The organism is Pseudomonas sp. NFX5, from assembly GCF_049132125.1.
In the GTDB taxonomy this organism is placed as follows: Bacteria; Pseudomonadota; Gammaproteobacteria; order Pseudomonadales; family Pseudomonadaceae; genus Aquipseudomonas; species Aquipseudomonas marginalis.
The window spans coordinates 38,245-57,198 of record NZ_JAFMZG010000023.1 but is presented as its reverse complement, the minus strand read 5'-3'; the positions used below and the strand labels follow the sequence as shown (position 1 = coordinate 57,198).

At 63.6% G+C, this 18,954-nt stretch carries 16 protein-coding genes; 9 read left to right on the top strand and 7 right to left on the bottom strand.

Features of this window, described 5'->3' with window-relative positions:
- Positions 1-37: 37 nt before the first annotated feature.
- A complete protein-coding gene (locus tag J1N02_RS14610) occupies positions 38-904 on the bottom strand; it encodes a LysR family transcriptional regulator (protein ID WP_146476781.1) in 867 nt (288 codons plus the stop codon).
- Positions 905-1,012: 108 nt separating this feature from the next.
- Between J1N02_RS14610 and J1N02_RS14605 the strand changes: the two genes are divergently transcribed.
- Entirely contained in the window at positions 1,013-2,200 is a 1,188-nt protein-coding gene (locus J1N02_RS14605) for a CynX/NimT family MFS transporter (RefSeq protein ID WP_027607857.1), read from the top strand.
- On the opposite strand, the gene J1N02_RS14600 is transcribed toward J1N02_RS14605, so the two are convergent.
- Positions 2,171-4,486, bottom strand: coding sequence for a TonB-dependent receptor (locus J1N02_RS14600; RefSeq protein WP_421147439.1), 2,316 nt, complete (start codon positions 4,484-4,486; stop codon positions 2,171-2,173). The genes J1N02_RS14605 and J1N02_RS14600 overlap by 30 nt on opposite strands.
- A 155-nt stretch (positions 4,487-4,641) precedes the next feature.
- Here J1N02_RS14600 and J1N02_RS14595 point away from each other — a divergent pair, with 155 nt between their 5' ends.
- Together J1N02_RS14595 and J1N02_RS14590 are read left to right on the top strand one after the other, a co-directional pair.
- Positions 4,642-5,586, top strand: coding sequence for a LysR family transcriptional regulator (locus tag J1N02_RS14595; protein WP_012721641.1), 945 nt, complete (start codon positions 4,642-4,644; stop codon positions 5,584-5,586).
- A gap of 100 nt (positions 5,587-5,686) precedes the next feature.
- Positions 5,687-7,294, top strand: a complete 1,608-nt coding sequence (locus J1N02_RS14590; protein ID WP_012721640.1) for an alkaline phosphatase family protein — start codon at positions 5,687-5,689, stop codon at positions 7,292-7,294.
- 258 nt (positions 7,295-7,552) lie between these two features.
- Here the strand turns inward: J1N02_RS14590 and J1N02_RS14585 are convergent, their stop codons facing one another.
- Complete coding sequence (locus J1N02_RS14585; RefSeq protein ID WP_421147438.1) at positions 7,553-8,458, bottom strand: TauD/TfdA dioxygenase family protein; 906 nt, start codon at positions 8,456-8,458, stop codon at positions 7,553-7,555.
- A gap of 179 nt (positions 8,459-8,637) precedes the next feature.
- On the opposite strand from J1N02_RS14585, the gene J1N02_RS14580 reads away from it, so the two are divergent.
- Positions 8,638-9,558: a LysR family transcriptional regulator gene (locus tag J1N02_RS14580; protein ID WP_012721638.1), complete on the top strand. Its 921-nt coding sequence runs from the start codon at positions 8,638-8,640 to the stop codon at positions 9,556-9,558.
- 53 nt (positions 9,559-9,611) lie between these two features.
- Here the strand turns inward: J1N02_RS14580 and J1N02_RS14575 are convergent, their stop codons facing one another.
- Positions 9,612-10,613: an ABC transporter substrate-binding protein gene (locus J1N02_RS14575; RefSeq protein ID WP_421147437.1), complete on the bottom strand. Its 1,002-nt coding sequence runs from the start codon at positions 10,611-10,613 to the stop codon at positions 9,612-9,614.
- A gap of 288 nt (positions 10,614-10,901) precedes the next feature.
- Here J1N02_RS14575 and J1N02_RS14570 point away from each other — a divergent pair, with 288 nt between their 5' ends.
- Genes J1N02_RS14570 through J1N02_RS14560 form a run of 3 tightly spaced genes read left to right on the top strand, consistent with a single transcriptional unit; the run spans position 10,902 to position 14,933 of the window.
- Positions 10,902-12,494, top strand: a complete 1,593-nt coding sequence (locus J1N02_RS14570; protein WP_027607858.1) for an ABC transporter permease — start codon at positions 10,902-10,904, stop codon at positions 12,492-12,494.
- The gene (locus J1N02_RS14565; RefSeq protein ID WP_092358642.1) at positions 12,491-13,306 is read left to right on the top strand and encodes an ABC transporter ATP-binding protein; all 816 of its coding nucleotides are present in this window, start codon (positions 12,491-12,493) and stop codon (positions 13,304-13,306) included. Before J1N02_RS14570 ends, J1N02_RS14565 begins: the two co-directional genes overlap by 4 nt.
- Positions 13,307-13,322: 16 nt before the next feature.
- Complete coding sequence (locus J1N02_RS14560; protein ID WP_012721634.1) at positions 13,323-14,933, top strand: arylsulfatase; 1,611 nt, start codon at positions 13,323-13,325, stop codon at positions 14,931-14,933.
- On the opposite strand, the gene J1N02_RS14555 is transcribed toward J1N02_RS14560, so the two are convergent.
- Entirely contained in the window at positions 14,905-15,984 is a 1,080-nt protein-coding gene (locus J1N02_RS14555) for a fatty acid desaturase (RefSeq protein ID WP_098480625.1), read from the bottom strand. The genes J1N02_RS14560 and J1N02_RS14555 overlap by 29 nt on opposite strands.
- A gap of 101 nt (positions 15,985-16,085) precedes the next feature.
- Here J1N02_RS14555 and J1N02_RS14550 point away from each other — a divergent pair, with 101 nt between their 5' ends.
- Positions 16,086-17,090 carry an AraC family transcriptional regulator gene (locus J1N02_RS14550; protein WP_065926327.1) on the top strand — a complete coding sequence of 335 codons (1,005 nt, stop codon included), beginning with the start codon at positions 16,086-16,088 and terminating at the stop codon, positions 17,088-17,090.
- A 102-nt stretch (positions 17,091-17,192) separates the two neighbouring features.
- Here J1N02_RS14550 and J1N02_RS14545 read toward each other — a convergent pair whose 3' ends face one another.
- A complete protein-coding gene (locus J1N02_RS14545) occupies positions 17,193-17,558 on the bottom strand; it encodes a response regulator (RefSeq protein ID WP_027607863.1) in 366 nt (121 codons plus the stop codon).
- Between the two features lie 38 nt (positions 17,559-17,596).
- A complete protein-coding gene (locus J1N02_RS14540; protein WP_027607864.1) occupies positions 17,597-18,283 on the bottom strand; it encodes a Crp/Fnr family transcriptional regulator in 687 nt (228 codons plus the stop codon).
- Positions 18,284-18,366: 83 nt separating this feature from the next.
- On the opposite strand from J1N02_RS14540, the gene J1N02_RS14535 reads away from it, so the two are divergent.
- Entirely contained in the window at positions 18,367-18,894 is a 528-nt protein-coding gene (locus tag J1N02_RS14535; protein ID WP_421147436.1) for a DUF962 domain-containing protein, read from the top strand.
- Positions 18,895-18,954 lie beyond the last annotated feature (60 nt).

Here is an 18,954-nt window from a genome sequence, read left to right as displayed (position 1 = left end):
GTGGTTTTTTTTGATGCTTTTCAGGCATACAAAATATTCAGTTAAGGCATGGCTCAACAGGGCTGTTTGCGCACAAATCGAACAGTTCGGCCTGTAAGCACTGCCCCGCAGCACTCAGGCCATGACGGGCATACAACGCCAGGCGCACGCCTTGCACCACGGGCAAACCGCTGTCCGGTCCCAGTTCCACATGCCCTGGCTGCACGACCCGTCGCGGCAACAGACTCACCCCCAACCCCGCCGCCACCGCCGAACACACGCTGGCCAGGCTGGCGCTGGAATAACCGATACGCCAGCGCCAGCCGCCCACTTCCAGGTGGTGCAGCATTTCATTGCGGTACAGGCCGCCCACCGGGAATGCCACCAACGGCAGAGGGTCGCGCCCCAGGCACGGCGTGCTGCGGCTGTCGACCCAACACAGCGGCTCGGGCCACGACGCCAGGCAGTCATCGCTGCTACCCATCTGCTTGACCAGCAACACGTCGAATTCACCACTGCGGTATTGGCGCTGCAACTCGGGGCCCAGGCCGCTGGTGACCTCCAGGCGCACCCGTGGATAGGCCAGCACAAATGCCGACAGCAACGGCATCAGGCGCTCGGCGGCAAAGTCTTCCGGCACCCCCAGGCGCAATACGCCGTCGCTCTGTTGGTTGATCAACACATCGGTGGCTTCTTCATGCAATGCGAGGATGCGCCGCGCATAGGCCAGCAAGCGCTCGCCCTCGGCGGTGGCGACCACGCGGCGCTGGTCGCGGTCCAGCAACTGGCACGCCACCGCGTCTTCCAGGCGGCGGATCTGCTGGCTCACGGTGGATTGGGTCAAGTGCAGGCGCTCGGCGGCACGGGTGAAGTTGCCGCAGTCCACCACGGCGACAAAGCTGCGCAACAACACGGGATCGAACATCAGCGTCACCATTCTCTTTGCCACTGGTTGGCATGGTTATATTTAATTTCAGAATACCTTGGGTGCTGGCCATACTCACGCCTCATTTGCCGACTGCAAGAGCGTTGCATGACCCTGAACAAATCCCTCGCCGGCTGGGGCCTGCTGGTGGTGCTCGGCCTGAACCTGCGGCCAATCCTCAGTTCCATCAGCCCGTTGCTCGGCGAGATCCGCCAGGCCACCGGCCTGAGTTTCCAGAGCAGCGCCCTGCTGACCAGCCTGCCGGTGGTGTGCATGGGGCTGGTGGCGCTGGTGGGCGTGCGCGTGGAAGCCCGCCTTGGCGAACGGCGCGGCATCGCCCTGGGCCTGATGATGATCCTGCTGGCGTGCCTGGCACGCTGGCTGATGGGCCAGGCCTCGGCGCTGCTGGTCACGGCGTTGCTCGGCGGTGCGGGGGTGGCGCTGATCCAGGCCTTGGTGCCGGCGATGATCAAGCGCGAATTCCGTCATCGCGTGCCGGTGGCGATGGGTGTGTACTCGGCCTCGCTGATGGCCGGCGGAGGGCTGGCAGCGCTGCTCAGCCCGCTGGTGGCCACGCATTTCCAGGAATGGCAGGCGGGGTTGGGGGTGTGGCTGCTGCCGGCGCTGGGCGCCTTGCTGCTATGGGCCTGGCTGCCCCTGGGCGCGGCCAGAAATCCACAGGTGGTGCCGGCCTTCAAGGACCTGCGCAATCGCCGCGCCTGGTTGCTGGCGCTGTATTTCGGCCTGGTCAATTGCGGCTACATGAGCCTGGTGGCGTGGCTGCCGGCCTACTATCAGCAACTTGGCTGGGGCGTGTTGCCCAGCGGTTCGCTGCTGGCGTTCATGACCATCTTCCAGGTGCTCGCCGCGCTGTTGATGCCGGTGCTGGCGCAGCGCGGTATCGACCGTCGGCCGCTGCTGGGCATCGCCCTGCTGGCCCAGACCGTGGGTTACCTCGGCCTGATCGTCGCGCCGCAGGAATATCCGCACCTCTGGGTGGCGCTGTGCGGCTTCGGCCTGGGCGCGTGTTTCGCCTTGAGCCTGCTGCTGACCCTCGACCACCATCGCGACCCACGCCAGGCCGGGCAACTGGCGGCCTTTGTGCAAGGCGTGGGCTTCTTGATCAATGCGGTGTCGCCGTGGCTGACCGGCTGGTTGCGCGGGCTGACCGGCAACTTTGTCAGCGCCTGGGTGGTGCTGACGGTCACGGCGGTGGCGATGCTGGTGGTGACGCGCGTGTTCAGCCCGGCCACCTATCGCACGGGGCTAGAAGTCATAGCGCCCGGTCACTCCTAGCGTGCGCGGCGTACCAAGCAGGCCTTCGTAGCCGCCGTTCCCCCCCGTCCACAGCGTGGTGTAGTAGGTCTTGTCGAAGGCGTTTTTCAGCCATAACGACACGTCCCACTGCCCTTGCTCATAGTTGCCACGCAGGCCGGTGGACAGGTTGACCACGGCGTAGGCAGGAATCTGTCCATAGTCGGAGTCCTCCACGGTGCCCACAGCCTTGGAGCGGAAGGCATAGCTGGCGGTGACGTAGGGTTCGAAGCCGTTATCCAGGTTCCACTTGTATTCGCCGTTGGCGTTGGCGATCCATTTCGAGGCCCCCACCACTTGGTGCCCACTCAGGTCACAGGAGGCCGGCGCACCGGGGCGCAGACTGACTTCCGGCGGGCACGGCGCATCTTTGTAAGACAGGTAGCTCACATCGTTGAACGAGCCGTTGAGGTTCAGCGTCAGGCCCTTGATCGGCACCAGGGTGCTTTCCACCTCGACACCCCGCGAGCGCACCGAACCGGCGTTGGTCAGGTACTGCACACGGTTGTCCTGGTCATAGGCATTGGTCTGGTAGCCGTTGACCTGGGTCCAGAACAGGTTGGCATTGAGCTGCAGCCGCCGGTCCCACAGCGTGCTTTTAAAACCCAGTTCGGCGTTATTGGCGCGCTCGGTGCCGATCAACAGCGAGTCGGCCCCAGCCGTCGGTGCCGAGCCGACCGCCAGGTTGACCCCGCCGGACTTCTCGCCATGGGACAGCGTCGCGTAGCCCAGCAGGTTTTCGTTAAAGCGGTAGCTCAGGTTGAGCAAACCCGAGGGGCTGGTGCTGTATTGCGTGAGGTCGCCGGAATCGTACGCTCCCGCGCGGCCGCGTCGAGCCGTCGCGGCAGCACCGGTGACCGCCGCACCGCCAAGGGGAGCGTTGCGCGTGACCCAGGCACTTTTTTCTTCATAGGTGCCGCGCAGGCCGGCGGTGAAATCCAGGCGCTCGGTGAGGTGCCAGGTGCCCTGGGCAAACAGTGCAAAACTGTCGGTGCGAATGTGCCCGTTGCCGACGCTGCTGACGTTGGCCAGTGCGCCGGCTGGCGTGCCGTTCCAGATGTCGGCCTGCGGCCCGTAATAGCTGAAGGATTTGTTATCCAGCGAATTACCGAAGTAGTAGGCACCGAGCACGTAATCGAAGAACCCGCCGGTGGGTGAAGCCAGCCGGAATTCCTGGGACCACTGCTTATCTTCCACCGACACCCCGGCGTTATACGACGCCGGCACGTTAAGGCCGTCGTCGTTACGCGGGGTGAAATTCCAGAAGCGATAGGAACTGACCGAGGTCAGGGTGAAATCACTCGGCAACGTCCAGTTGGCCTCCAGCGACGTACCGCCCTGGAACACGGTGACGTGCTGGTCGCTGTCCAGGTTGACCTTGCGGTGGGTGCCATCGACCAGGGTCGCGCCTGCCGCGTTGGCCCGCGACTGGTAGAGGTTGGTGCCGTTGATGGTCGGCCCGGTGCTGTACAGCACCCGGGTGCCGGCGCTGGAATCCTCTTCGTTGTAATCGCCGATCCAGCGCAGGTTGAAGGTCTCGCTGGGCTTGTACAGCAGTTGCCCGCGAAAGCCCTGGCGCGAGCCGCCGTTGAGGTCATGGCCGTTGTATTCGTTCTTGATGTCGCCGTCGCTGCGGGTGCGATACGCCGAGAAACGCCCCGCCAGGTCATCGGTGAGCGGGCCGGAAATCGTGCCCTTGGTCTGGAAGTAGCCGTCCTCGCCCAGCGAGGTTTCGATGCTGCGCTCCGGGGTAAAACTCGGCGCGCGCGTGCTGATGTTGATCACCCCGGCGGTGGTGTTTTTGCCGAACAAGGTGCCTTGCGGGCCGCGCAAGACTTCAAGCTGTTCGATGTCCATCAGGTCGAACACCGCCATGCCCGGCCGCCCGAGATACACGTTGTCGATATACAGCCCTACGCTGCCTTCCAGGCCGTCGCTGGCCGGGTTGTTGCCAAGCCCGCGGATCGACACGCTGGACTGGCGCGCATGCATATAGGCGACGTTGACGCTGGGCACCAGTTGCTGCAGATCCTGAATCCGGTAAACCCGCTGGCTCTCCAGGGCCTGGCCGCCGATCACGCTCATGGGCGTCGGCACTGCCTGGGCGCTTTCGGTGCGCCGCCGGGCGGTGACGGTGACCGTCTCCAACTCGCCGCCGGCGCTCTCGCCCTTGCTTACCGGCGCGGGCGTTTCGGCGGCCTGGGTCGGCGACCAACTGGAACTGCCGGCCACCAGAATGGCCAGGGGCAAGGACTTCAACAGACTCATAAGCGGCTCCGGAACCCGGAAATATCCATCGAGAGATATTCCTTTAGGTTATTTATTTATGTTTTTACGAACATTCACTGCATAAGAGATAGCCTTTATAAGGAGTCGACCTAATGCATAGCCAATGCATTTCCCGGATATTTTTGATGTGAAAAATGCATATCGATCTGCGCCAGCTTCGTCACTTCATCGCCCTTGCCGAACAACGCAGTTTTGTCGCCGCCGCGTTGACGGTGAACCTGTCGCAATCGGCGTTCAGTCGCAGTATCCAGGCCCTGGAACACAGCGCCGGTTGCCAGCTGATTGACCGTGGCCGCAAAGACCTGGCGCCGACCAAACAAGGCCAGGTATTGCTGGAGCACGCCCGGCGCCTGGTCAGCGGTGCGCAGCAGTTGGCCAATGAGATCAGCCAGTTCAATGGCCTGGAGGCGGGAGAATTGCGCTTCGGTTGCGGCCCGGCACCGGCCGGCGGCCTGATCCCGCGCGCCATCGGCAGTTTTATCGGGCGCTACCCCAAGGCACGGGTGCAGTACCAGGTGGACGACTGGCAAAGCCTGAGCAAACGCCTGCTCAGTGAAGAGTTCGAGTTTTTCGTCGCCGACACCCGCCACTTCGAAGCCAACCCGGACTATCACACCCACCGCCTGCGCCCGCGCCGCTGGTATTTCTGCTGCCGCGCCGGCCACCCACTGGCCGGGCGTGGCAGCGTAAGCGCCGCCGAGCTGATGAGTTACCCACTGGCCGTGACCATCCGCCCGCCCAACCTGCGCAAGGTCATCGTCGACCTCAGCGGCCGGCCCGATTACCTGCCCAATGTCGAATGCGAGAACGGCTATAGCCTGATGGGCGTGGTGCTGCGCTCCGACGCCATCGGCATCGTCAGCGCCAACAGCGATGTGCTGCACATGGCCCGGGGCGAACTGGTGTGCTTGACGATCGAGGGCCTGGCGGAGGATCTGGAGGAGCGTTACACCCGCTACGGCATCGTCAGCCGTGCGGGGTATCGCTTGTCGCCGCTGGCCGAAGCGATGATCGAGCAGATCAAGCAGGTCGATGAGTTGGATGAAGAGGTGTGCACGCTGGAGAACGTTGCGGTCTAGGCCATGCATTCACTGCATCAAAGCCAGTCCCCAAATGCACTTGCCAGCCCCCCACTCGAACGGCGAAAAACCTCACCTGTCCTCCGTCTGGTGAAGCCCCATGTCCCACCCCCAACCCGTGCGCAACGTGCTGTACATCATGTGCGACCAACTGCGCCGCGATTACCTGTCGTGCTACGGCCACGCCCACTTGCACACGCCGAACATCGATCGCCTGGCCGCCGCCGGTGTGCGCTTCAACCGCGCCTATACCCAAGGCACCATCTGCGGGCCCTCGCGCATGTCGGCCTATACCGGGCGCTACGTCAGCAGCCACCAGGTGGCGTGGAACGCGGTGCCGTTGCCCCTGGAAGAACTGACCCTCGGCGACTACCTGCGCCCCCACGGCATCCGCACGGCGCTGGTCGGCAAGACCCACGCCACGCCCAATGTGGACGCCTTGCAACGCCTGAATATCGACCCTGACAGCAAGCAGGCCGAGCCGTTGAACGAGGTCGGCTTCGAGGCGTACCTGCGTCACGACGGCATCTACCCCGACAGCCCGCTGTTCGAAGATAAACGCGAGTCCGCGCCCTACACCCATTACCTGCGCGAGCAGGGCTACAGCGGCGCCAACCCGTGGCACGAATGGGCCAATGCGGCAGCCGGTGAAAACGGCGAAGTCCTCAGCGGTTGGCACATGCGCAATGCGGGCCGCCCCGCGCGCGTGGCCGAGGAACATTCGGAAACCGTCTACACCACCGACCGTGCGATCGACTTTATCCGTGAACAGGCCGAACAACCGTGGTGCCTGCACCTGTCCTATATCAAGCCACACTGGCCCTACATCGCACCGGCGCCGTATCACGCGCTGTATGGCGCCGAGCATATCCAGGCACCGATCCAGCCAGGGGAGACCAGCGATCACCCGGTGTACCAGGCGTTCCGCCAGCACCAGGAGAGCCTTAACTTTTCCCGTGACGAGGTACGGCTCACGGTGATTCCCACCTACATGGGCTTGATCAAACAGGTCGACGACCAACTCGGGCGCCTGTTCGATTTCCTGCAAGGCAATGGCCGTTGGGACGACACCCTGATCGTGTTCACCAGCGACCACGGCGATTTCCTCGGCGATCACTTCCTCGGCGAAAAAGAATTTCTGCTGGAACCTGCGGTGGGCATTCCGCTGATCGTGCGCGACCCACGCGCCGCCGCCGATACCCGCCGTGGCACGGTGGACGCGCGTCTGGTGGAAACCATCGATGCGCTGCCGACCTTCCTCGACGCCCTGGGTTTGCCAGCGGCCGAGCATCGCCTGGAAGGCCGCTCGCTGATCCCGCTGTTGCACGGCCAGGAAACCCGCTGGCGCCGCTACGCCATCGCCGAGTACGACTACGCCTTCCAGGCCCCGGCCCGCGAACGCCTGGCGCAACCCATCGACCGTTGCCGGATGACCATGGTGCGCAGCGAACGCTGGAAATACCTGGCGTACGACGGCTTCCGCCCACAGCTGTTCGACCTGGAAAACGACCCGCAGGAACTGCACGACCTGGGCAACGACCCGGCCTATGCCGAAGTGCGCGAAACCCACGTGGGGTATCTGTTCGAATGGCTGCGCGGGCTGAAGCGACGCACCACCATCAGCCACGCAGAGATCGATCTGCGTGGCCAACGGTTTCGTTACGGTGAGCCGGAAGCGGAGAAGGTGGTGCAGATCGGCGTGTGGTAAACCACCCATCGAACGTGGGGGCCCCCACTACGTCTTCGAAGTAGCGTTGTCGCGCAGCAAACGGGTACCTCTGTGGTGAGCGGGCTTGTCCCGCGTTGGGGTGCGAAGCGCCCCTGATGAAGACGAATGCGGTGTATCAGGCACTCCGCTGCGCCTGGTTCTGGGGCTGCTTCGCAGCCCAGCGCGGGACAAGCCCGCTCACCACAGGTACGGTGTTCGCCGTTGACTGACTGGCATCAGGGCTTGCCCCCTCCCACATTAGAGACCTTTGGTGGTCTGGCTGCGTTGCCCGTGCACGCCCACCGGCACATCGCCCTTGAGCGTCACCCGGCGCACGATGCGTTCCTGGGTGCCGTAGTCGTCGACGGCGTAATGCTGGGTGGCGCGGTTGTCCCAGATCGCCACGTCGCCGGTGTTCCAGCGCCAGCGCACGGTGTTTTCCAGGCGGGTGACGTGGCTTTGCAGCAGGTTGAACAGCTGGGTCGAGTCCGCCTGGGAATAACCTTTCAGGCGCTTGACGAAGTGCCCCAGCAGCAGGGTTTTCTCGCCACTGACCGGATGCACGCGCACCACCGGGTGCTCGGTTTCGTACACCGTCGAGGTGAACACCTTGCGGTATGCCTCAAGCCGCTCGGCCGACACATCCGGCTTGAGCGCGGCGTAGTCGTATTCGTTGCTGTGCACTGCCCACAAGTTATCCGCCAGGGCGCGCAGTTCGACGCTGAGGTCGTTGTAGGCGCTTGAGGTGTTGGCCCAGACCGTGTCGCCACCGGACTTGGGCGCCAGTACCGAACGCAGCACCGAGGCTTTCGGGTAGGCATCGACGAAGGTCACGTCGGTGTGCCAGGAATTGGCGCGCTGGCCACGGGTGCCGTCCAGTTCCATGAGGAAGCGCGTGCCGTCGCGCACCGGCACCGTCGGGTGGGCAATCGGCTCGCCGAGCAGATGGGCAAAGGCTTCCTGGCTCTGGTCATCGAGGTGAGTCTGCTCACGGAAGAAGACCACCTTGTACTGCACCAGCGCCTTCTGGATGGCTTCGACCGTGGCGGCATCCAGATCGCCGGACAGTCTGATACCGCGGATCTCGGCGCCGATGCGGCCGGCGACCGGGTGAATATCCAGCGCCTGGGCGACGGGTTGAACAGCTAATGCGGCGTTGCTCATGGTGATGACCCTCTTGTGCCTGCTGATGGGGACGCTTTCCGACAACGCTCTATCCATATGCAATTTAGGTCTAGCAAATGAACGAATGCTTCATTGACGGAATAAGAGCTTGCATTTAAAACCTCTGCTCCCGTGGTCGCAAATGCCTTCGACCTATTTTTAAGATGCAGGGAAAGCATATGGATCTTCGCCAACTGCGCTACTTCATCGCCCTCAACGAACACCGCAGTTTCGTGCGTGCGGCAGACGCCATGGGCATCACCCAACCGGCGTTCAGCCGCAGCATCCAGGGGCTGGAACAGGAGTTCGGCTGCGTGCTGGTCGACCGTGGCCACAAGGACCTGCGCCCCACGCCGGAGGGCCAAGTGGTGCTGCAACATGCCCTGTCCCTGGTGCACGGCGCCGCCTTGCTGAGCAGTGAAGTGACGCGCATGACCAAGCTCGACGCCGGCGACCTGCGCTTCGGCTGCGGCCCGGCACCGGCGGTGAAACTGGTGCCGGATGCGGTGGCGCGCTTTATCAGCGCCCACCCGAAAATCCGCACCAGTTTCCAGGTGGATAACTGGGAAAAACTCAGCCGTGCCCTGAGCCGTGAAGAGATCGAATTCTTTATCGCCGACATCCGCCAATTCGAAGCCGACCCGAATTTCCAGACCCGCGCGCTGACCCCCAAGCGCGGGGTATTTTTTTGCCGACCGGGCCACCCGTTGCTGGCCAAGGACAGCCTGTCGACCAACGACATGTTCGACTACCCGCTGGCGGCGCCGCTGATCTCACAGGGCATTCGCAAACTGTTGGCGAACCTGAGCGGGCGCATGGATTTTTCCCCGAGCATCCAGACCGAACATTTCCCGGCGCTGGTGAAGATCGTGCTGCAGTCCAACGCCATCGGCGTCGGCACCGAGGAGGCATTCGCCGAAGACATCGCCCACGGCACGTTGAAACTGCTGCACTGGCGCAACCTGCCGCAGAACATGGAGACCATGAGCGCCCGCTGCGGGATTGTCAGCCGCACCGGTTCGCGGTTGTCGCCGGCGGCGAAGGCGATGATCGAGACGCTGGTGGAGGTGGACAGGCAGGAGGTGAGCGTGGCGGTGTGACGGGCCTCATCGGGGGCAAGCCCCCGATGGCGATAGCCCAGGCACCACCCGACTCAAAGCCCCGCCGCCGCCAGGTTCGGCGCCACCCAGTCACTCACCTGGAACGGCTTGCGAATCAGCTTCTCCTTGGAAGCCAGGTCCACCGAACCCTGCAATTTAGCCAGGAACACCGGGTCCAGGGTCGACGGGAAAATCTCGCTGAGGGTCTGGTCTTTCAAGTCATTGGTGAGAATCACCGGCGGGTAACTGGCCAGCCCGGACACCAGCGCAATGTAGGCTTGCTTGTTGGTGTCATCGGTCAACCAGTGCACCGCCTGCTGCTGGGCCTTGAGCAGCTTGGCGACGGCGTCGGGGTGCTCGTCGACAAACTGTTTGCTGCCCACCAGCACCGCCTGGATGCTGCCGGCGCCACCGAGGTCCTTGGTGGTCAGCGGTATTTCAGCCAGCCCCTTGGCTTGCAATGCCGTCAGGTTCGAACCGCCCCAGGTGGCGTCGATCTGCTTGGCGGCCAGCGCGGTATTGGCGGCGTTGTAGTCCAGGCTGATGACTTTGAGGTCCTTCTCACTCAAGCCCTGGCTGGCCAATGCACTGTCGAACGACAACTGGCTGGCCGTGCCACGGAACACCGCGACGCGCTTGCCCTTGAGGTCCTGCAAGGTCTTGATGCCAGAACCCGGCACCACGCCGAGGTACTGCTTGATGTCCCGCGCGGTGGCACTGAGCAGGCGCGTCTCCAGGCCATTGGAGCGGCCGATGATCGCCGCCAGGTCGCCCAGGTACGCCAGGTCCACCTGCCCGTTGGCGAAGGCTTCGTTGATCACAGGGCCGGCGCCCTTGAAGTAATTCCACTGGATCTTGATGCCTTGATCGGCAAAGGCTTTTTCGAAGATCTGCTGCTCGCGCAGCACGTCCGTTATGCCCCCGCCGCTGTGCTGGCTGCCTGCGCTGAGGTCGGGCACGGCGATGCGGATTTCCTTGAGGTCGGCAGCCTGTACCAGGCCCGCCAGGGCGGTGCCTGCGACCAGGGTGATCAGACGTTTGAACGGCAGTTTCATAAGCGCAGCTCCTTGTGGGCGAGGGTCGCCTGGGGAGCAGAAAGTAGGCACAACCTGGTCAAAACTTTAAATACTATAATTTCACAATTTAATAGCTTTTAGGACTATACGAAGGGAAACGCAGGCTCCAGAGGGCTATGCATGAATAGCATCGAAAATATTCTTCGAATGCATTGGATGCGTGCCGGGGCGAGGCTTTAAATGGTTTTTCTTATCCCTCAATCATCTTGATTACGTTTTTATAAGATCGAAATCACATAACGCCCCTGGCGACAACGGAGGTCCTCCATGGCCCGAATCTCACTTTTGAGCCTCCCGCTCGCGGCTCCCGGCGCCACGCCACGTTGGCCGCTGCGCTGTGAACGGCTGTTGCCATGGTTGCTGCCGGTGACGCTGTTTGCGCTGTGGTGGCTGGCCAGCCGCAATCACTGGATGAGCGAGCAGATCCTGCCGCCACCGTCCCTGGTGTGGAGCAGCGCCGTGGAACTGGCCGGCGGCGAGCTGTGGAGCCACCTGGCGATCAGCCTGCAACGCCTGTCCTGGGGGTTGCTGGCCGGCATTGGCGCCGGGGCGCTGCTGGGGGCGATGCTGGGTTTCAGCGCGCGCGCCGAGCGCCTGGTGTTTCCGACGTTCAGCGCGTTGTCGCAGGTACCGACCCTGGCCTGGATTCCGCTGTTCATGGTGTTCTTCGGCATTGGCGAAACCCTGAAACTGGTGGTGCTGGTGAAGGCGATCGTGGTGCCCGTCACCCTGCATACCCTGGTGGGCGTGCGCGACGCCCAACCCCAGTTGCGTGAAGCCGCCCGCGTGCTGCGCCTGCCCACGCACCTGTTGATCCGGCGCCTGATCCTGCCTGCCGCGCTGCCCGCCTTTATGGCCGGCGTGCGCCTGGCCCTGGCGGCCGGCTGGACCTCGCTGCTGGCGGTGGAGTTGCTGGCCTCCAGCGAAGGCATCGGCTACCTGATGGTGTGGGCGCGCCAGCTGTTCATGCTCGATATCGTCTTCGTGTGCATCGTGGTCATCGGCGTATTCGGCGTGGTTATGGACCGTGGCATTGGCTGGCTGGACCGCAAATGGGTGCACTGGCCCCATCCGGCCACGGCGCAGATTCGTCGCGGGCCGCGCTATCAAGGCTGGCAGCGCCTGCAACCGTGGGTGCTGCCCCTGCTGTTGCTGGCGCTGTGGCAGGTCGCGACGCAACAAGGCTGGGTCGACCCGAACATTCTGGTCAGCCCTTGGGTGGTGCTGCACACCACCGTCGCCGGGGTCGTGGATGGCAACCTCAGCGGTGCACTGGGCACCAGCCTGGGGCGAAGCCTGGGCGGCTTGCTGCTCGGTGGCGGCGTTGGCTTTGCCATGGGCCTGTGGCTCGGACTGTCACGGCGCAGTGAGCGGGTACTCGGGCCGACCCTGAGCGCCTTGCGCCAGATCGCGATTTTCGCCTGGGTGCCATTGCTCACTGCCTGGTTTGGCCTGGGTGAGTTGGCCAAGTGGGTGTTTATCGCCCTCGCCGCCTTCTTCCCGTTGTTTATCGCCACTCAACGCAGCGTGCTGAATCTGTCGCCACAGCTCAACGAAGCGGCGCAGGTGTTGCGCCTGAATCTGTTCCAACGGCTGCGACGCCTGGTACTGCCAGGCGCCGCAGCCGGGATTTTCGCCGGCCTGCGCCTGAGCCTGATCTACGCCTGGCTGGGCACCATCGGTGCGGAATATTTCATGCCGTCCAACGGCGGTATCGGCAGCCTGATGATCGGCGCCCAACAACTGCTGCGCATGGACCTGATCATGAGCGGCATGCTCCTGGTCGGCCTTACCGGCGCGGCCCTCAACCTGATCGGCCAGCGCATCGAAACCCGCGCCACCCGCTGGAGACACGCATGAACGCACCTATCGTCAGCTTCAACCATGTGGGCAAGACCTTCGACGTCGACGGCTTCGAGCTGGAAGCTATCCGCGAATTCAACCTGGAGATTGCCGAAGGCGAATTCGTTGCGATTGTCGGCTCCAGCGGCTGCGGCAAATCCACGCTGCTGCGTTTGCTGGTGGGGCTCGATACGCAGTTTCGCGGCGAGATCCGCGTCGACGGTAAAGCCGTGAGCGGCATAGGCGGCGAGCGCGGCATCGTGTTCCAGGAGCATCGTCTGTTCCCCTGGCTCACCGTGGCGGAAAACATCGGCCTGGGCCTGGTCAACGAGCCACTGAGCGACGCTGAGCGCAATCGGCGCATCAGCGATTTTATCGAGCTGGTCGGCCTCACCGATTTCACCCGCGCCTATCCGCACCAACTGTCCGGCGGCATGGCGCAACGGGTGGCGATTGCCCGCGGCCTGGTGGCCAGCCCGCGCATCCTGCTGCTGGACGAACCCTTCGGCGCCCTCGACGCCCTGACCCGCCAGCAGATGCAGGACGAACTCCTGGCGATCCGCGCCCGCGCCAAAATCACCACGGTATTGGTGACCCACGATGTGGAGGAAGCGATTTTCCTCGCCGACCGCGTGGTGGTGATGGAGCCCCGGCCGGGGCGGATCAAGCAGGTGGTGGACGTCGCCCTGCCACATCCACGTCAGCGCAGCAGTTTTGAATTCCATCAACTGCGCGAAGAACTGCTGCATGAATTGACCAACGATGGCCACTACCAGCCGCCGGTGCGCGAACAGATCCGCGATCTGCCATTGGCCTTTATTGCCTGCTGAAAAAAGGAGTGCCTTGATGCCGCAACGTCCCAATTTTCTCGTGATCCTGGCCGATGACATGGGCTTCTCGGACCTCGGTGCGTTTGGCGGGGAAATTTCCACGCCGCACCTGGACGCACTCGCCCTGAACGGCCTGCGCCTGACCGACTTCCACACCGCCCCGACGTGCTCGCCTACCCGCTCGATGCTGCTCACCGGCACCGACCACCATATCGCCGGTATCGGCACCATGGCCGAGGCGCTGACGCCGGAGCTGATCGGCAAGCCCGGCTACGAGGGCTACTTGAATGACAAGGTGGTGGCACTGCCGGAGCTGTTGCGCGAGGCCGGTTACCAGACATTGATGAGCGGCAAGTGGCACCTGGGCCTGACCGCCGAACTGGCGCCCCACGCCCGCGGTTTCGAGCGTTCGTTCTCGTTGTTGCCGGGCGCCGCCAACCATTATGGCTTCGAGCCGACCTACGACGAGCACACCCCGGGCCTGCTCAAATCCACCCCGGCGCTGTACATCGAAGACGACCGGTTCGTGGAGCAACTGCCCAAGGACTTCTATTCCTCCGATGCCTTCGGCGACAAGCTGCTGCACTACCTCAAGGAGCGCGACCAGGCCCGGCCGTTCTTCGCCTACCTGCCGTTTTCCGCCCCGCACTGGCCGTTGCAGGCGCCTGCGGACATCGTCGAAAAGTACCGTGGCCGCTACGACGCCGGCCCCGAAGTGCTGCGCCTGGAACGCCTGGAAAAACTCAAGGCATTGGGGCTGATCGACGCCGACGTCGAGCCCCATCCGTTGATCGAGCTGAACACCCAGTGGGCCGCCTTGAGCGACGAACAGCGCCAGGTGTCGGCGCGGGCCATGGAGGTGTATGCGGCGATGGTCGAGCGCATGGACTGGAACATCGGCCGAGTGGTGGATTACCTGCGCCAGCAGGGGCAGTTGGACAATACGTTCATTGTGTTCATGTCCGACAACGGCGCCGAAGGTGCGCTGCTGGAGGCGTTCCCCAAGTTCGGGCCGCAGTTGCTCACCTACCTCAACCAGCATTACGACAACAGCCTCGACAATATCGGCCGCGCCAACTCCTACGTCTGGTATGGCCCGTCATGGGCGCAGGTGGCGACGGCGCCGTCGCGATTGTTCAAGGCGTTCACCACCGAGGGCGGGATTCGCGTGCCGGCGCTGGTGCACTATCCGCAGTTGTCGCTCAAAGGTCGTATCAGCCATGGGTTCGGCACGGTGATGGACATCACGCCGACCATCCTCGACCTGGCCGGCGTGCGTCATCCGGGCAAACAATGGCGTGGCAAGCCGGTGGCGCCGCTGCGGGGCAAGTCGTGGCTGGGCTTCCTCTCCGGCGAGACCGCCCAGGTGCACGACGACGACACCGTAACCGGCTGGGAGCTGTTCGGCCGCCGCGCGATTCGCCAGGGCCAGTGGAAAGCCGTGTACATTCCCGGCCCCGTGGGCCCGGCGACCTGGCAGCTGTATGACCTGGGCCAGGACCCCGGCGAAATCCACGACCTGGCCTTGAGTCATCCGGACAAGCTCGCCAGGTTGATCGGCCACTGGCAGCAGTACGTCGACGAAACCGGCGTGGTGCTCAGCGCGTCGCCGTTTCAGCCGGATTGAGCCGGGCCTGGGGCGACGCCATGGGTTCAAGCCGATTGGCCCGCGCAAACGTGCCGAAATCATTGAAACGCACGCCCATCTCGGCCATGACCTTATGTGCCACCTTGGCCGTCATCTGGCGGATGTAGAACGGCTCCTTCACCACAAAATGGTGAATCCCGTGGGTGCTGCCGAAGTTGAAGCAGAACGCCTGCAACGGCCAAAGCCACCACGGGTTCAGCACTTGGGTTTGCTGGATCACATTGCCCGGTTCCACATCGCCGTAGTAGTGCATGTTGGAGCTGACAAAGTGCAGGCAAAAGGTGCGCAGCACATTGGGGCCGATGATTACCACGGCGGCGATGTCGATCACCTGCATCATCTGCAAGGTGCCGGCGGACCAGTCGATCGGCGTGCCCAGCAGGCTGGCGATGCCGTTGGCGGCATGGAAACCGAGGAAGAGGTACCACGCGCCCCAATGCAGCAGCGCCAAAGGTGCGTAGACCAGCAGCGAGCGCTTGAGGATCTTGAGTTTGTGGCCCCAGGTCCTGGCGCGCAGCATGCGGATAAACGCCGACATCACGTTATCGCCCACCATCAGCAACCGCGCCAGGCCCCAGGGCTCGCCGTTGGTGATCGCACGTTCCTCCATATCGGTCTCGGTGCCGGAGACCTTGTGGTGATTGAGGTGCAGATGCCGGCGGATCCACGGGTTGATGGTGCTCGGCCGCGCCAGCCACACCAGGCCCATCATCAGGTTGTGGGGCACGCGCTGTTTGCGAAAGTACATGCTGTGGATCAGGTCGTGTTCCAGCTCGTGGGTCAGTGAGGCCAGGAACGCATTGAGCAGCAGGCAGGCCCACCAGGCCATATGACCGCTGATATAGAGCGCCGCCGAGCCGATCATGCCGAGCAGGGAAAAGGCCAGGATGCCCGCGCCCAGGGCGTCCTGATGCTGCAGCCACGGGTGCCGGCGACGCAAGCGCACGCCTTCGGCGAGCACCACCTCACGGATATGCGCCGAACGCTGTTGCGCGTTCATCTGCTGGGGACTTGCAGAAGTACCGTCCATGCTCCCATCCTCTTATTCATTGATGGTTACATCCTGCACCAGGGCTTCTTGCAGGACGCTAGCCCCACACGCCAACCTGTTGACCGCAAGCGCCAATCGCCATGACCGAACCGACTTCCCTCGCCAGCTGGACCCGCGCCCTGCGTAAGCAGCTCGATGCCCTGGGCCTCGACAGTGCCGCGCTGTGCGCCCAGGCCGGGCTCGATCCGCAGCAGATGGACGACCCCAACGCGCGTTACCCGCTGTCGGCCACCACGCGCCTGTGGGAACTGGCGGTGCAGGCCAGCGGCGATCCGGCCATCGGGTTGCGGGTGTCGCGGTTTGTCAGCCCGACCACCTTTCATGCGCTGGGTTATGCGCTGGTGGCGAGCGGCAGCCTGCGCGAGGTGTTCGAGCGCATCGTGCGGTATCACCAGGTGGTCAGCGATGCCCTGAGCCTGGAACTCAGCGGCGATGGCGAGCGCTACCGCTTTCGCCTGCTGCAACCGCCGGGCAGCCCGGCGCCGGCGCTGGAAGCCATCGACGCGTTTGCCGCGATCTATGTGCGCACGTGCCGCAACCGCCTGGGCCGCGACTATGCGCCGCTGGCGGTTTACCTGCGGCGCCCGCAACCCGCCGACCCCAAGCCCTGGCACACGGTGTTCCGCGCACCGGTGTTTTTCGGCGCCGAGGAAGACCGCCTCGAATTCGCCGCCAGCGATTTCGACAGCCACCTGGACGACGCCAACCCGGAACTGGCCGAACATAACGAAACCGTGCTCAAACGCACCCTGGCGCAACTGCAACCGCTGACCTGGGAACGCAAGGTGCGCGCGGCCATCGAGGCCCAACTGCCCGATGGCGAGCCTAGCGCCGAGCGGATTGCCCAGGCGCTGCACTTGAGTTTGCGCAGTCTGCAGCGGCATCTGGCGGATGAGGGATGTCGGTTTGATGCGTTGCTCAATGAGTGTCGCCAGAACTTGGCGTTGCTCCACTTGCGTGATCCACAGTGTTCATTGGCCGAGGTCAGCCATCTGTTGGGATTTGCCGATACCAGCAGCTTTAACCGGGCGTTCAAGCGCTGGACGGGGATGACGCCGGGGCAGTTTCGGGATGGGTTGCGGTAGGGGGATGTGTGGGGAGGCTGAAGGCCTCATCGGGGGCAAGCCCCCTCCCACAGGGGAACGCATTTCAAATGTGGGAGGGGGCTTGCTCCCGATGGCGATCGCTCAGCGACCCCGATCCCGCCGCAACAGTTTCCTGACCCGCATCACCAACCCCTTGGCCTCAAACGGCTTGAGCAGGTAGTCATCCTCATGCAACTCCAGCCCGCGCAGGCGATCTTCAATCCCGCCCGGTGTGGTCAGGAACAACACCGGTGTCTCACCCTTCTGCCGGATCGCCTGCTGCAGCTTCCAGGCATTCAGGCCGGGCAACATCACATCCAGGATCACCAGGTCGTATTCGGCGCTTTCGACAAAGCGCTGCGCCGCCATGCCGTTGGCCGCGACTTCCACGGTGTAGCCGGCCTCGTTCAAGCCCTGGGCCATCCGCTGTGCCTCTTCGGATTCATGTTCCACTAACAGCACACGCATAACACACCTCGATTGATCAGGTTTGCAGGCTAACACCCTCAGGTGTGCGCCGCCTCTCGTAGCCGCTGGGCATCGAGGATTTCGATCTCGCCGTAGCCCAGGCGCACGATGCCCTGGGCTTGCAGGTCCTTGAGCAAGGCATTGGTGGTCTGGCGCGACAGGCTCAACATCGCCGCCAGGTCTTCCTGGGGCAGTTGCAGCACGCGTTTTGAAGGCGCCATGTCGCCGTAGCCCTCAACAATCATCAACAGCCGGTGGGCCAGGCGCACCGACGCGGGCATCAGGCTGAGCTGTTCGAGGCCGATAAAACTCAGGCGCAGCTTCTGGCTCATCAGCAGCGCCAGGTCGCGCCAGTAGCGAGGGGATTGATCGAGGATCTTCAGCAGCGCCTGCTGCGGCACCTGCACCAGCGTGCACGGCCCCGTGGCGCAGGCGTCGTGGGTGCGCGGCAAGCCGTCGAACAGGCAGATCTCGCCGAACCAGTAGGGCGCCCCCACCAGGCTCAACAGCGCTTCCTTGCCGTGCTCATTTACCGCACTGACACGCAACGTGCCCTCGAGCACCGCATACAAGCCGCAGGGCGGGTCGCCGCGCTTGAACAGGTACTGTCCCGCCGTCAGCTGCCGCAGCCGGGCATGGGCCAGCAGGCTATGCTGGAAAGGTACGGGCAGGTGACTGAACCAGTGACCGACGGCCAACCGGGAGTGCCATTGCGTCGCATCCATGAGAACTCCGAAGATTGTCGCCCAACTGACAGTTAGTCCCAGGCTGACAGGGCATGATCAAGCATCCTACAGGAGGAACAACAATGAAAAGCCTCGTCGATCATCTCAGTCAATACGCCGCGTACCACCGCGATCCACGCAATATCGCCAGCCACTTCATCGGCATCCCGCTGATTGTGGTCGCCGTGGCCGTGCTGTTGTCACGCCCCGAATGGGCGGTGGGCGGGCTGTGGCTTTCCCCGGCAGTGATAGTGGCGCTGTTTTCCGCGTGGTTTTACCTGCGGCTTGAACTGGCCCTGGGCGTGCTGATGACGGTGTTGATGGGCTTGTCGCTGTGGGCCGGGCACGTGTTGGCGGCGCAGAGCACGATGGTGTGGCTCAGCAGCGGCGTCGGCCTGTTTGTGGTGGGCTGGGTGATTCAGTTTGTCGGGCATTACTACGAAGGCAGGAAGCCGGCGTTTGTGGATGACGTGTCGGGGCTGATTGTGGGGCCGTTGTTTGTGGTGGCGGAGGTGGCGTTTTTGCTGGGGTTGCGGCATGACCTGAAGGCGAACATTGAGAAACGCTCAGGCCCGGTGGCGCGCCGCGATCTAAAGCCAAGCGAGGTCTGAATGTGGGAGGGGGCTTGCCCCCGATAGCAGTGGGTCAGCAGCAGATAAGCTGACTGAAAC